Raw genomic sequence first — 12,819 nt, 5'->3', positions numbered from 1 at the left:
TGATATATGAAGCAATTACTTGAACGCTTTTTGCGTTATGTGGCAGTGGAAACTCAGGCGAAACCTCAGGCGCGTCAGGTGCCCAGCAGCGAAGGGCAATGGATGCTGGCCCGTCAGCTGCAGGAAGAGCTACTGGCGTTGGGCTTTGTGGATGTGAGCCTGAGCGATCACTGCTGTGTGATGGGCACATTACCGGCAAACGTTGACTGGCCAACGCCGGTTATCGGTTTTATTTCACACATGGACACGTCGCCGGATTTCACCGCGAAAAATGTCAATCCGCAGATTATCGAAAATTACCGGGGCGGCGATATTGCTCTGGGGAATGGCGATGAAGTGCTGTCGCCGGTGATGTTTCCGGTATTGCATAAGCTGATCGGACACACGCTGATTACCACTGACGGTAAAACGCTGCTGGGTGCCGATGACAAAGCCGGTATTGCAGAGATTATGACGGCGATGGCGCGGCTGGCAGAAAGTGATATTCCGCATGGCGCGATTCGTGTCGCCTTTACGCCGGACGAAGAAATTGGCCGTGGGACATCGCATTTCGATGTCGAAGGCTTTGCGGCTGACTGGGCTTATACCGTTGACGGCAGCGATGTGGGCGAGTTCGAATACGAAAACTTCAATGCCGCTTCGGCGTTGGTCAAAGTGGTCGGTAATAACGTCCACCCCGGCTCTGCTAAAAACGTGATGGTTAACGCGCTGGAGCTGGCAACCCGTTTCAATGCCGCGCTGCCTGCTGGCGAAAAACCGGAGTGCACGGACGGCTATGAGGGCTTCTTTCATTTGCATCAGATGAAGGGCACCGTCGAGCATGCTGAAATGCACTACATCATCCGTGATTTCGATACTGAAGCCTTCGAACAGCGCAAAAACACGCTGCAACAGGTGGCGGCTGACATTAACAAGGGATTACATCCGGACTGCTCTGTTACCGTGGAGATCAGCAACAGCTATCGCAACATGCGCGAAAAAGTCGAACCTTTCCCGCATATCATTGAGCTGGCGCTGCAGGCGATGCGCGACTGTGGCATCGAGCCGGTGGTGAAACCGATTCGTGGCGGCACAGACGGTTCGTCGCTGTCATGGAAAGGGCTACCTTGTCCTAACCTGTTTACCGGTGGCTACAACTATCACGGCAAACATGAATTTGCCTCGCTGAATATTATGGCGCAGTCGGTGGATGTGATTGTCCGTCTGGCCGAGCTGGCGGGACAGAAAAAAGCCTGAATAAAAAAGGCCGCGCTGTCCTGAATCGAACAGCGCGGCCTTTACATCCGTTGCAACGGACGAGGGCTTATTCGGCGCTAAAAAACCAGTAACCGGCGTTCACCAGGCCAGCGATCTGTGCCAGCACGGCAGGATCGTCCAGCGCATCACCCAGATCCGCAAGGGCGATTTCATGGTTATGTGCCAGCACGGTCATCACGGCCGGATGCGCGCACTCAACACGTTCACCGTTGATATAAACGGCATTGCCCAGCGTCAGAACACGTAAGCCGCCAAGGCGAGACAGGACATCACCCTGCTGCAGCGCATCGTAAATCTCATCCGGCTGGTAAGGCGGTTCTGGCGGTGCCACGTCGAGTTCATGACGGGACTGTGAAATAAACTCACCTAACCATTGCTCAAAGTGTTCCGGCTGATTCACGACATCCAGCATCACCTTGCGCAGGCCTTCAACCTCCTGCGGCAGAATCAGCGACGGACAATCACGCGTGGGCACATCCGGATCGCTGTAACGCAGGCTGCCCAGTTCATTGGCCAGCGCGTAATCGGCAAAGCCGCTAATCAGCTCACGCCCGCTTGGTGCGCGGAAACCGACCGAGTAATTCAGGGCATTTTCCAGCGAGTAGCCTTCATGCGGGAACCCCGGTGGAATATACAGAATATCGCCCGGTTCCATTTCTTCATCGATGATGGCGTCAAATGGCTCGACCTGAAGCAGGTCTGGATGAGGACAGTGCTGTTTCAGCGGCACTTTTTCCCCGACGCGCCAGCGGCGACGGCCGGTGCCCTGAATGATAAAGACATCATACTGGTCAAAGTGGGGGCCAACGCCACCACCGGGTACCGAGAAGGAGATCATCAGATCGTCTAAACGCCAGTCCGGCAGAAAGCGGAAAGGACGCATCAGCGCGGCGGAAGGCTCATGCCAGTGATTCACCGCCTGTACCAGCAGTGACCAGTTGTTTTCACCGAGGTGATCATAACTTTCAAACGGACCGTGGCTGACCTGCCACTTGCCGTTTTGCTGGCTGACCAGACGGCTGTCGACCTCATTTTCCATGGCTAATCCCGCCAGTTCATCAGGCGAGAGGGGATCGATAAAGTTCTTGAAGCCACGCTTCAGCACCACCGGGCGCTTTTGCCAGTAACGCTGAATAAAATCGGGCCAGTTGAGATCGAGCTGATAATCCATAAAGAGATTCCGCTAAGGGCTGTAAATACCTGCCAGTATAACAGCCCACAGCCTGAACTACTCGCGGCGATGTTCCATTTCCTGACGCTCAAACACCACTTCCATGCGGGCACCGCCCAACGGACTGCTGGAGGCGATAACCTTACCGGCGTACTGTTCGAGAATATCGCGCACCACCGCCAGCCCCAGCCCCTGACCGGGACGTAAGGTATCCGCACGCTGCCCGCGCACAAAAATCATGTCGCGTTTGCTCTCAGGAATACCCGGACCGTCATCATCAATATAAAGGTGCAAGGCGTGCTCGGTTTGATGGGCGCTGACTTCGATAAATTCCAGACAGTATTTGCAGGCGTTATCCAACACGTTACCCAGCACTTCCATAAAATCATTTTGGTCGCCAAAAAAGGTGGTTTCCGGCGAGATATCCAGGGTGATTTCCACGCCTTTGCGCTGATAAACCTTGTTCAGGGCCGAACACAGGCTGTCCAGCAAACCTGATACCGAATGCAGATCGCGCTGCAGGGGATTGTGATCGGCCTGCATGCTGGCACGGTGCAGGTAATATCCTACCTGCTGCGAAATGCGGCTGATCTGTTCCAGCATGATCGGCTCGGCCTTTTCCACCGTCAGCTCTTTACCCCCGCGCAGCGAACGCAGCGTACTCTGTAACACCGCCAGCGGGGTTTTCAGACTGTGGGTTAAGTCAGCCAGCGTCGTGCGGTAGCGGGTGTAACGCTGACGCTCATTGGTCAGCAACAGGTTAAGGTTGCGCACCAGCGAGCGTAACTCCTGCGGCGGATTATCGTCCAGGTTTTCACGCTGCCCGGTTTCCAGCTCGCGCACCTGCAGCGTTAAGTGCCCAATCGGACGCAAACTCCAGTGCGCCGCCAGCCAGAGTAACGGCATGATTAAAATCAGGTTAGCCGCCAGTACATAGCTGAACCATGACCAGACCACATCGGAATGCTGAAGCTCCTGCGGAATGGTATCGACCACCACAATGGTTAAGGCGGGCAGGTTTGTCGTGGCATCATAACGGTTTACCGCCACCGAGTGGGTAAAGGTGTCCTGATCGTCGTCGTCATTATCCCAGGCATGAAGCTGCTGCTGCGCGCTAAGGTTATCGCCCATGGCGGCCCGGCTGGTACTGGTGCTGGTGTCTATTTCATAAAAATCGGGCTTTAACAGCCATTCGGGTTGGATCTTTTCACGAATTTCCGGCACATCGCGCTGTTGCCAGAGCAGCTTGCCATGTTCATCGTAAATAAACACCAGGGTGGGGAAATTGAGCATGGTGCGCTCAGGCTGGGCGATGGTGAGCTTATTATCTTTCCACTGTGCCAGGGTAAAAAATAAATTGCTCTCGCCGCGCATGACGCGATAGGTGGTTTTATCAAAACTCACCACGTAACCAATGACCGCAACCATGCCATAAGAAAGGGAGAGGATTAATACAATGGCTGCGGAGGCCAGTAAGAAGCGCGTCCGCAGCGAGACAGGGCGATAGCGTTTAAACCACGACATCATCAGAGATCAAAGCGGTAGCCCTGGCCGCGAACGGTAGCGATAACTTCATCAGAATGCAGCGCAAGAATTTTTTTACGCAGGCGTCCCATTAATACATCAATCGTGTGGCTTTCACGTAATTCTGCATCGGGATAAAGCTGCAGCATGAGGGAATCTTTACTCACGACTTTGCCGGCATTGCGAATTAATGTTTCGACAATCGTATATTCAAACGCGGTCAGCTTAACGGGATGGTCGTTAATGGTGAGTTCGCGACGGGATAAATCGACCTGAAAAGGGGCCATAGCAATAATCTGCGAGGCATGACCGCTGTTGCGGCGCATTAATGCCTGCAAACGAGCGGCGACTTCCTCAATATGAAAAGGCTTCGTCACATAATCATCTGCACCGGCTTCCAGCGCTTCCACTTTCGCCTGCCAGCCTTCACGCGCGGTCAACACCAGAATAGGCTGACGCACCGCGTCATTGCGCCAGCGGCGAATTAAAGACATGCCGTCTTCGTCGGGTAATCCCAGATCAACCAGCGCAATATCGGGCAGATGTTCCTGGAGGAAATAATCGGCTTCTTTGGCATCTTCAGCAGCATCAACCTGATGACCCATTTCTCGCAGTTGTACCGAAAGATGGTGGCGCAGCAGGGCATTATCTTCCACAACCAGAACACGCATAGGATTTCCTTTAGCATCAGATCGAAACGAATTTTAATAAGTATATGCGAAATGAACTAAACAGCAGGTTAACGCAGACCGGCGGGAACCGGTCTGCAAAGAGGATATTATTTCAGATCGTCAACCATCTGTATCGCGCGGCCAATATAATTTGCCGGGGTCATCTGTTTTAAGCGAATTTTTTCTTCTTCCGGTAGCGCCAGGCTGTCGATAAAGGCCTGCATACCGGCCGCATCAACGCGTTTGCCACGGGTCAGTTCTTTCAGTTTCTCGTACGGTTTTTCAATACCGTAGCGGCGCATCACGGTTTGAATCGGCTCTGCCAGGACTTCCCAGTTGTGATCCAGTTCGTCGAGCAGGCGATCGCGGTTCACTTCCAGCTTAGAAATGCCTTTCAGGGTCGCCTGATAGGCGATCAGCGCATAACCGACGCCCACGCCAAGGTTACGCAGGACGGTAGAGTCGGTGAGATCGCGCTGCCAGCGTGAAACCGGCAGTTTGCTTGCCAGATGCTGCATCACCGCGTTTGCCAGGCCCAGATTTCCTTCTGAGTTTTCAAAATCAATCGGGTTAACTTTGTGCGGCATGGTCGATGAACCAATTTCGCCCGCAATGGTTTTCTGTTTGAAATGGTTGAGCGCCACATAACCCCAGATATCGCGATCGAAGTCGATCAGGATGGTGTTAAAGCGGGCGATACAGTCAAACAGCTCGGCAATATAGTCGTGCGGCTCAATCTGGGTGGTATAAGGATTCCAGGTAATGCCCAGCGAGGTCACAAACTCTTCGCTCAGCTGATGCCAGTCCGCTTCCGGGTAAGCGGCGATGTGGGCGTTATAGTTACCGACGGCACCGTTGATTTTCCCTAACACGTCAATCTGCGACAGCTGGCGCAGTTGGCGTTCCATGCGGTAGGCCACGTTAGCCATCTCTTTACCCATGGTAGAGGGCGTTGCGGGCTGACCGTGGGTGCGTGACAGCAGAGGGATATCACGGTATTCCTGCGCCAGACCTTTTACTGCGTCGATCAACTGCTGCCAGTAAGGCAGGATGACATCGCGGCGCGCCGTTTCCAGCATTAAGGCGTGAGACAGGTTATTAATGTCTTCAGAGGTACAGGCGAAGTGAATAAATTCAGACACCGCATGCAGTGCAGGCACGTCAGCGACTTTTTCTTTCAGGAAATATTCAACGGCTTTTACGTCATGGTTGGTGGTGCGCTCGATGGTTTTAATGCGCGCCGCATCCGTTTCGCTGAAACTGGCAACGATTCCGTCAAGGAAAGCGTTTGCGTCCGCATCAAATGCAGGAACTTCCTTGATCTCTGCGGTCGCAGCCAGTTTTTGTAACCAGCGAACTTCAACCTCAACGCGGAATTTCAGCAAACCAAATTCGCTGAAGATCGCGCGCAGCGGGCTGACTTTATCGCCGTAACGACCATCGACAGGTGAGACGGCGGTCAGAGAGGATAATTCCATCAGTGCAACTCCTGATTTATTTAACGGTGTTTGCCCCACGGACTTAGTAAGTCAGTGGCAGGCGGGATAATAGGGCTTTGGCTTCGCGCAGTAAGCGTTGGCGCGAAAACATCAGTTGCAGTCGGCCTCCGCCAACCTGCTGCCACAGTACGGCGGCACGAATACCGGCCAGCAGCGTGGCGCGAACTTTGCTTTGTAACAGGGAATTCTGCAGGACGGCCGGCGAGCCGGTGACCTGAATACGTGGGCCGAGTGGGCTGATGACATCGACATAAATGCCCGCCATCGCGCTCAGAATGGTGTCAGATTCCAGTTCATAATGCGCCAGCTGGCGATCGAGTTGGCTGATGCGCTGGGCCAGCGTGGTCATGGCCTGCTTGTTGGCGTTGAGCTTACGCTCCAGCACCATCAGGCTCAGTGTGTAACGGGTCAGCTCGGCGCTGGCACCTTTACGGTTGCTGCTGTTCAGCACCGCCATCAGGGTTTCAAGCCCAAGGCGCAGGTTGGCTTCATTGTTACCGAACACCGCCAGCGTGGATGTCGGATTAAGATCCAGTACGCTGCGCAGGGAAACCGTCAGCGCTTCAGGCTGGCAGTGCCCCTGATTCGCGAGCTGCTGAACCAGATGGGCAGCCTGGCAAATGCCCGCCAGCGCGAGGGTAATTTCCTGATAGTTTTTTGCCACGGTCACTCCAGTTTACGCGTTATTAGCGCCGGTATTATGCGGCAACCCAAGGCAAACGTTCTTCAATGATGCCGCCACCCAGGCAGACATCACCAAGGTAGAACACCGCAGACTGCCCCGGTGTTACCGCGGCAACCGGTTCGTCGAACCGCACTTCAATTTTGTCATCGCCCTGCGGAATAATCTCGCAGGGGATATCGGTCTGGCGGTAGCGGGTTTTAACCGTACAACGCAGCGGGGCGTTAACCGGCTGACGATCCACCCAGTGCAGCTGCTGAGCAATCAGGCCCACCGACATCAAACGCGGATGATCGCCGCCCTGCGCCACGATTAAGCGGTTACGCGCGACATCTTTATCAACCACGTACCAGGGATCGTCTTTGCTTTCTTTCATACCGCCGATGCCCAGCCCTTTGCGCTGGCCCAACGTATGGTACATCAACCCCTGGTGCTCACCGACAATCTGGCCATCAACGGTTTCGATTTCACCCGGTTGAGCGGGCAGGTAGCGTGCCAGGAATTCGCGAAATTTGCGTTCACCGATGAAACAAATGCCGGTAGAGTCTTTTTTCTTTGCCGTGATTAATTCAAGCTGTTCAGCAATGCGGCGCACTTCGGGTTTTTCCAGCTCGCCCACCGGAAACAGGCTCTGGGCAATTTGTTCATGACTGAGCGTGTAGAGGAAGTAGCTCTGGTCCTTGTTACCGTCCAGGCCGCGCAGCAAATGGCTACGCCCGTCGATATCCTGACGGCGGACATAGTGTCCGGTGGCAATAAAGTCTGCGCCGAGATCTTCTGCGGCAAACTCCAGAAACGCTTTGAATTTAATTTCTTTATTACACAGGATATCGGGGTTTGGCGTGCGGCCCGCCTTGTACTCTTCAAGGAAGTGCTCAAAGACGTTATCCCAGTATTCTGCAGCAAAATTTACCTTGTGCAGTTTAATACCAAGTTTGTCGCACACGGCTTGTGCATCCGCCAGATCGTCAGCGGCGGTACAATACTCCTCGCCATCGTCTTCCTCCCAGTTCTTCATGAACAGGCCTTCTACCTGATAGCCCTGCTGTTGCAGTAACCAGGCGGAAACGGAAGAATCGACGCCGCCGGACATCCCGACGATCACTTTTTTCTGGCAGTTATCAGACATCACAAGCTCGCAAAACAATAAAACAGGCGGCGCATTCTATCACGCTGAAGTCGGGTGCGCACCTGCATGAAACGGCCAGTTGAACGGGCTGATCAGGTCTAACGGGTAGCGCACGCCCTGTTGCCATCTGCGCACGCTCTCTGCCACTAACGGCGAACGCAGGTTAGACGCCGTCAGTATCTGCTCTGGCGCCAGCCACCAGCAGCAATCAATGTCGCTGTCCTGCGGCGTGGTGGGCAGGGTGGTGTCCAGATCCAGACCAAACAGAAACCGCACAAAAGGCGTATTATCGGGGGCAATCCACTGGTTAATACCAATAAAATACTCCACAGCGGCCTCAATACCGGTCTCTTCATAGAGTTCACGCTGCGCGGCTTCCAGAAGGGTTTCGTCCGCTTCCAGATGACCTGCAGGTTGATTCCAGGTTGCCACGCCGTTCACCCGTTCTTCAACAACGAGCAGTTTACCCTGAGCCTGGACCAGACAGGCTACGGTGACATGCGGTTTAAACATCAATCCTCCGGAATTGTTAACTTGAAGTTATGGAAATGATAACAGTGCCTAGACTAAGGTGCTGATATCACGCCATTCGCCAGGGGCCAGATTATCCAGTACAAAGTCACCCATCGCGTAGCGCACCAGGCGCAATGTCGGGAAGCCAATATGGGCGGTCATGCGTCTGACCTGACGGTTACGCCCTTCAAACAGGGTGATTTTCAGCCACTGCGTCGGTATCGCTTTGCGCTCACGAATGGGCGGCTGGCGTGCCCATAGCCAGTCAGGCTCCGCTACCTTTTCAATGCCAGCTGGCAGCGTAAGGCCATCTTTCAGCGTAACCCCATCCCGCAGTGGCTGCAGATCCTGCTCTTCCGGCACGCCTTCGACCTGCACATAATACACCTTGCCGGTGCGCTTGCCGGGCTGGGTCAGCGCGGCCTGCAAGGTGCCGTCGTTGGTCAGCACCATCAGTCCTTCGCTGTCGCGGTCAAGGCGACCCGCGGCATAAACCTCGCTGACATCAATAAAATCTTTTAACGTGCGGCGGCCGGCTTCGTCGGTGAACTGCGGCAACACATCAAAGGGTTTATTGAACAGGAGCACGCGCCGGACGGCAGGGGGCGATACAGTCTTGCGCTGTACGGGACGGGTTTGTCGGCTGAATCGTTTATTTGGTTGAGAAGTCTGATTAGTTTTTCGCATACGCTTTGCAGTCTGAAACATTCAGCGCATTATAACGCGAAATTGCGGTGATTGGCGTAGCGTCAATATTCAAGTAGTATTGACGCGCATCTTACAAATCATTAACAAAAAATCGCTCGAAGGAGAGGTTAATGGAAAGCAAAGTAGTTGTTCCGGCGGAAGGTCAGAAAATCACCCTGAATCAAGGTAAACTGGATGTTCCAAATAACCCGGTTATCCCTTACATCGAAGGGGATGGTATCGGTGTTGATGTTTCACCAGTGATGCTGAAAGTGGTTGATGCCGCTGTGAAAAAAGCCTACAACGGCGAGCGTAAAATCTCCTGGATGGAGATTTATACCGGTGAGAAATCGGTTGAGCTTTACGGTCAGGATGTCTGGCTGCCGCAAGAAACCCTCGATTTAATCAAAGAATACCGCGTAGCGATCAAAGGTCCACTGACAACGCCAGTGGGCGGCGGCATCCGTTCTCTGAACGTTGCGCTGCGTCAGGAACTTGATCTGTACGTTTGTCTGCGCCCGGTTCGTTACTACACCGGCACACCAAGCCCGGTTAAACGTCCTGAAGATACCGATATGGTGATCTTCCGCGAAAACTCCGAAGATATCTATGCAGGTATCGAGTGGAAAGCGGGCACGGCTGAAGCGGACAAAGTGATCAAATTCCTGCGCGAAGAAATGGGCGTGAAGAAAATTCGCTTCCCACAGAACTGCGGCATTGGCGTTAAGCCATGTTCGGAAGAGGGGACCAAGCGCCTGGTGCGTGCGGCAGTGGAATACACCATCACCAACGATCGTGATTCACTGACTCTGGTTCACAAAGGCAACATCATGAAGTTCACCGAAGGCTCATTCAAAGACTGGGGTTACCAGTTAGTGAAAGAAGAGTTCGGCGGTGAGCTGATCGACGGTGGCCCATGGATGAAGTTCAAAAATCCAAACACCGGTAAAGAGATCGTTGTTAAAGACGTGATCGCTGATGCCTTCCTGCAGCAAATCCTGCTGCGTCCGGCTGAATACGACGTTATTGCCTGTATGAACCTGAACGGTGACTACATTTCCGACGCCCTGGCGGCGCAGGTTGGCGGTATCGGTATTGCACCTGGCGCAAACATCGGTGACGAATGCGCGCTGTTCGAAGCGACCCACGGTACAGCACCTAAGTATGCCGGTCAGGATAAAGTGAACCCAGGTTCCGTAATCCTGTCAGCGGAAATGATGCTGCGTCATATGGAATGGTTCGAAGCCGCAGACCTGATTGTTAAAGGCATGGAAGGCGCAATCGCTGCCAAGACCGTGACCTATGACTTCGAACGTCTGATGGATGGCGCTAAACTGCTGAAATGTTCAGAGTTTGGTGACGCGATTATCGCGAATATGTAATTTAGTCTATGGACTGAATAAGAGCGGGAGCCTGTTGGTTCCCGTTTTTTTATGAGCGCTCTGGCGTTTATCAAAATTATTTATCAAAACTACGCTACCACCCTTCAACGTTAAGTCTTTTTTGACTGAAATCCCGCAGGATTAACGACAACGGTCAGTTAGTAATACCTGTTCTCTTACTGTCAGGTTAGTGGGCGCGGGGCGGCGGGAGACAGGTCAATCGAAGTGTCTGAGCAATTTTTCCAGCAAACTGCGCCATGTTTCGCCCCATGGTTCCGGACGAAAATGATCGCCGGCTAATTGCTCTAACGTTGTTTTCAGTTCTTCATCGTCAGAAATACGTAATAAAGAACCGATTTCATGGCGGGCATCTGCCCTTGAAAGGACGTTGGTGTCAAAATAGTAGGAGACTATTTCATCGAAAGAGTTGCCAAATTCGTCGTGATAACAACTGAAACAGACGGTTAAAATCTCGCGCATGACGGTACGTCATCTTATCTTCACCCCATCCTCGGATAAGACGTGAGAACATTATATGGCTTCCCGTTATAAAATTTGTTAAGCAAAACAACCCTCACACTTAAGCATGTTTCTGTGATCGTGCTGCCTTTTCTGAAACCCTGACCATTGCCGTTTTACTTTTGAAAATGAGCTCAAGTGGGTCGGGATTTTACGCCCAGTTCGCCCAGTTGATGATTTTAACTCTGTTCGCTTTCAAAGCCGAGTTTATCGCTTTTTCAGCAAGCTCAACTGAGTAATAAGATGATACTGACTGTATTTGCGGGCTACGTGCAGGACGGGCTAATAATTCATTGTCTGGAATGGCAACGTGTTTTGCGATTGTGTGGTCACCGGCTTTGATGCCGTTGATTGCCTCGTGCGCTGTCAATTTAAACGTTCCGGCACGGACATAAACCACGCGGGCCGCGCCAATAGCGAAACCAAATGCGGCAGGGACACCCACATCGACATGCCGGTTGATGATAGCAGGCCGGTTTCTGGCACCGACGGGGTGGCTTCGTCCCTGGCGATTTATCATATATACTGCGCCCTTAGTTTTCGCCTGTGACCACGAAAACCCCCCGTGTTGTTACCGCCTTAACGGCGTGATAAACGGGTTTTCCAGTGACAAACAGTAAGGATAATGAGGCGTCAGTCAGGACTACTATGAGTAAAATTGCAAAACAACTAGCCGCCAGATTATTCCTTTCGTTGTGGCAGGTGACAGGTTATCGCGTCAAAAAAATTGACCGTTTTTCTGAACAGGATGACCTGAAAAATATCGCTATTATTTCGAATACGGCGCTTGGCGACTTTTTGTTTAACACGCCAGCCATTGGTGCGATTAAAAAACGCTGGCCTGATGCCAGAATCATACTGGTTATTCAGCCGCGAAATCATGCCCTGGTGGCAGAAAGTGAAATGATCGATAAGGTCCTGTACTGGGATGGAAAATTTCCCGGCATGTTGCCGCTGGCCCGGGCCTTAAGAAACGAGCAGGTGGATGCTACGTTTATCCTGCACTCCCGCACGCCTTACGACATTGTCACCGCCTCACTGGCACGTTCAAAATACATATTCAAAGACGTTTACTATGCGGATTACCAGGGCAAAGAAAACTTTATTCTGGCCGGCTGTTTATCTGCATTTTATGACAACAGAAAGAACGGCAACATTCATCTCATTCGTCAGAAAAAAGACATGCTCATCGCGGTCGGTATTGATGTGCCATCGGACGCCATGTTTATTCCTGCGCCCTTCAAACGTCAACAGAATACCGTCCCGGTTATTGGCATTCATGCTGGCGCGTCCAGTTCCGAACGGTGCTGGCCAGAAGCCTTCTATTCGCAGCTTATTGAGAAATTAATAGCCCTGCATGACGATCTCATTATTGAACTCATCGGGGCACCGGGAGAAAAGGCGCTGAATCAACGGATCATTGATGGTATGGGGATATCCAGCGATCGCGTCATCAACGTCGCGGGTACCACCAACCTGATCCAGCTGGCTGAAAAAATCTCCGGTTTTGCGACGTTAGTGGTGGGAGACACGGGTCCTTTGCATCTGGCCGTGGCGGTGCAAACACCGACGGTGGCCTTGTTCAGTAACCAGAGCACCATCGATGGTGCGGCTCCTTTGCAAGATCCGCATCTCCATCAGGTTTTGCGCCCCGCAGAAGAGCAGGCAGGATTACGTGCGATAAGCTGCAATGAGGTATATGAGGCCGTTGAGCGTAATCTTGCTCAGCGTTGACAGGGATTAACGTCTTAACACAGGCGGTACTGCCGCCTGTAATCTTTCACT

At 52.7% G+C, this 12,819-nt stretch carries 14 protein-coding genes; 3 read left to right on the top strand and 11 right to left on the bottom strand.

Features of this window, described 5'->3' with window-relative positions:
- The first annotated feature begins 6 nt into the window (after positions 1-6).
- Complete coding sequence (pepT, locus tag QNH99_RS13955) at positions 7-1,236, top strand: peptidase T (RefSeq protein ID WP_063879101.1); 1,230 nt, start codon at positions 7-9, stop codon at positions 1,234-1,236.
- A 67-nt stretch (positions 1,237-1,303) separates the two neighbouring features.
- On the opposite strand, the gene QNH99_RS13950 is transcribed toward pepT, so the two are convergent.
- The 8 genes from QNH99_RS13950 to rluE form a co-directional block, all read right to left on the bottom strand.
- Entirely contained in the window at positions 1,304-2,428 is a 1,125-nt protein-coding gene (locus QNH99_RS13950) for a cupin domain-containing protein (RefSeq protein ID WP_063879102.1), read from the bottom strand.
- Between the two features lie 57 nt (positions 2,429-2,485).
- Positions 2,486-3,952 carry a two-component system sensor histidine kinase PhoQ gene (gene phoQ / locus QNH99_RS13945; protein WP_410517677.1) on the bottom strand — a complete coding sequence of 489 codons (1,467 nt, stop codon included), beginning with the start codon at positions 3,950-3,952 and terminating at the stop codon, positions 2,486-2,488.
- A 2-nt stretch (positions 3,953-3,954) separates the two neighbouring features.
- Positions 3,955-4,623 carry a two-component system response regulator PhoP gene (gene phoP / locus QNH99_RS13940; RefSeq protein ID WP_063879103.1) on the bottom strand — a complete coding sequence of 223 codons (669 nt, stop codon included), beginning with the start codon at positions 4,621-4,623 and terminating at the stop codon, positions 3,955-3,957.
- 107 nt (positions 4,624-4,730) lie between these two features.
- Entirely contained in the window at positions 4,731-6,101 is a 1,371-nt protein-coding gene (gene purB / locus QNH99_RS13935) for an adenylosuccinate lyase (protein WP_410516829.1), read from the bottom strand.
- Between the two features lie 43 nt (positions 6,102-6,144).
- Complete coding sequence (hflD, locus tag QNH99_RS13930; protein WP_109716093.1) at positions 6,145-6,786, bottom strand: high frequency lysogenization protein HflD; 642 nt, start codon at positions 6,784-6,786, stop codon at positions 6,145-6,147.
- Positions 6,787-6,820: 34 nt separating this feature from the next.
- Entirely contained in the window at positions 6,821-7,933 is a 1,113-nt protein-coding gene (gene mnmA / locus QNH99_RS13925) for a tRNA 2-thiouridine(34) synthase MnmA (protein WP_256852491.1), read from the bottom strand.
- Between the two features lie 39 nt (positions 7,934-7,972).
- A complete protein-coding gene (locus tag QNH99_RS13920; RefSeq protein WP_283355999.1) occupies positions 7,973-8,446 on the bottom strand; it encodes an NUDIX domain-containing protein in 474 nt (157 codons plus the stop codon).
- Between the two features lie 48 nt (positions 8,447-8,494).
- Positions 8,495-9,154, bottom strand: a complete 660-nt coding sequence (gene rluE / locus QNH99_RS13915) for a 23S rRNA pseudouridine(2457) synthase RluE (protein WP_145394767.1) — start codon at positions 9,152-9,154, stop codon at positions 8,495-8,497.
- Between the two features lie 110 nt (positions 9,155-9,264).
- On the opposite strand from rluE, the gene icd reads away from it, so the two are divergent.
- Positions 9,265-10,515, top strand: coding sequence for an NADP-dependent isocitrate dehydrogenase (icd, locus tag QNH99_RS13910; RefSeq protein WP_063879109.1), 1,251 nt, complete (start codon positions 9,265-9,267; stop codon positions 10,513-10,515).
- 216 nt (positions 10,516-10,731) lie between these two features.
- Here icd and QNH99_RS13905 read toward each other — a convergent pair whose 3' ends face one another.
- The 3 genes from QNH99_RS13905 to QNH99_RS13895 form a co-directional block, all read right to left on the bottom strand.
- The gene (locus tag QNH99_RS13905) at positions 10,732-10,995 is read right to left on the bottom strand and encodes a contact-dependent growth inhibition system immunity protein (RefSeq protein ID WP_410516828.1); all 264 of its coding nucleotides are present in this window, start codon (positions 10,993-10,995) and stop codon (positions 10,732-10,734) included.
- A 20-nt stretch (positions 10,996-11,015) separates the two neighbouring features.
- Positions 11,016-11,093, bottom strand: a complete 78-nt coding sequence (locus QNH99_RS13900) for a hypothetical protein (protein WP_410517676.1) — start codon at positions 11,091-11,093, stop codon at positions 11,016-11,018.
- Between the two features lie 92 nt (positions 11,094-11,185).
- Positions 11,186-11,554 (bottom strand): RNase A-like domain-containing protein, encoded by a 369-nt coding sequence (locus QNH99_RS13895; RefSeq protein ID WP_109716096.1) that lies wholly within the window; start codon positions 11,552-11,554, stop codon positions 11,186-11,188.
- Positions 11,555-11,682: 128 nt separating this feature from the next.
- Here QNH99_RS13895 and QNH99_RS13890 point away from each other — a divergent pair, with 128 nt between their 5' ends.
- A complete protein-coding gene (locus QNH99_RS13890) occupies positions 11,683-12,768 on the top strand; it encodes a glycosyltransferase family 9 protein (protein WP_410516827.1) in 1,086 nt (361 codons plus the stop codon).
- Positions 12,769-12,819: the final 51 nt, after the last annotated feature.

This window comes from Pantoea allii, from assembly GCF_046529425.1.
Taxonomy (GTDB): domain Bacteria; phylum Pseudomonadota; class Gammaproteobacteria; order Enterobacterales; family Enterobacteriaceae; genus Pantoea; species Pantoea allii.
The sequence above is the reverse complement of the archived record's forward strand: the minus strand, read 5'-3'. Positions and strand labels throughout refer to the sequence as shown.

Bases quoted from the DNA above. Each gene is read 5' to 3' on its own strand.
- QNH99_RS13950 (WP_063879102.1), bottom strand. From the start codon at position 2,428: ATGGATTATCAGCTCGATCTCAACTGGCCCGATTTTATTCAGCGTTAC.
- rluE (WP_145394767.1), bottom strand. From the start codon at position 9,154: ATGTTTCAGACTGCAAAGCGTATGCGAAAAACTAATCAGACTTCTCAA.
- mnmA (WP_256852491.1), bottom strand. From the start codon at position 7,933: ATGTCTGATAACTGCCAGAAAAAAGTGATCGTCGGGATGTCCGGCGGC.
- QNH99_RS13890 (WP_410516827.1), top strand. From the start codon at position 11,683: ATGAGTAAAATTGCAAAACAACTAGCCGCCAGATTATTCCTTTCGTTG.
- icd (WP_063879109.1), top strand. From the start codon at position 9,265: ATGGAAAGCAAAGTAGTTGTTCCGGCGGAAGGTCAGAAAATCACCCTG.
- QNH99_RS13920 (WP_283355999.1), bottom strand. From the start codon at position 8,446: ATGTTTAAACCGCATGTCACCGTAGCCTGTCTGGTCCAGGCTCAGGGT.
- QNH99_RS13895 (WP_109716096.1), bottom strand. From the start codon at position 11,554: ATGATAAATCGCCAGGGACGAAGCCACCCCGTCGGTGCCAGAAACCGG.
- pepT (WP_063879101.1), top strand. From the start codon at position 7: ATGAAGCAATTACTTGAACGCTTTTTGCGTTATGTGGCAGTGGAAACT.
- phoP (WP_063879103.1), bottom strand. From the start codon at position 4,623: ATGCGTGTTCTGGTTGTGGAAGATAATGCCCTGCTGCGCCACCATCTT.
- QNH99_RS13905 (WP_410516828.1), bottom strand. From the start codon at position 10,995: ATGCGCGAGATTTTAACCGTCTGTTTCAGTTGTTATCACGACGAATTT.
- phoQ (WP_410517677.1), bottom strand. From the start codon at position 3,952: ATGTCGTGGTTTAAACGCTATCGCCCTGTCTCGCTGCGGACGCGCTTC.
- purB (WP_410516829.1), bottom strand. From the start codon at position 6,101: ATGGAATTATCCTCTCTGACCGCCGTCTCACCTGTCGATGGTCGTTAC.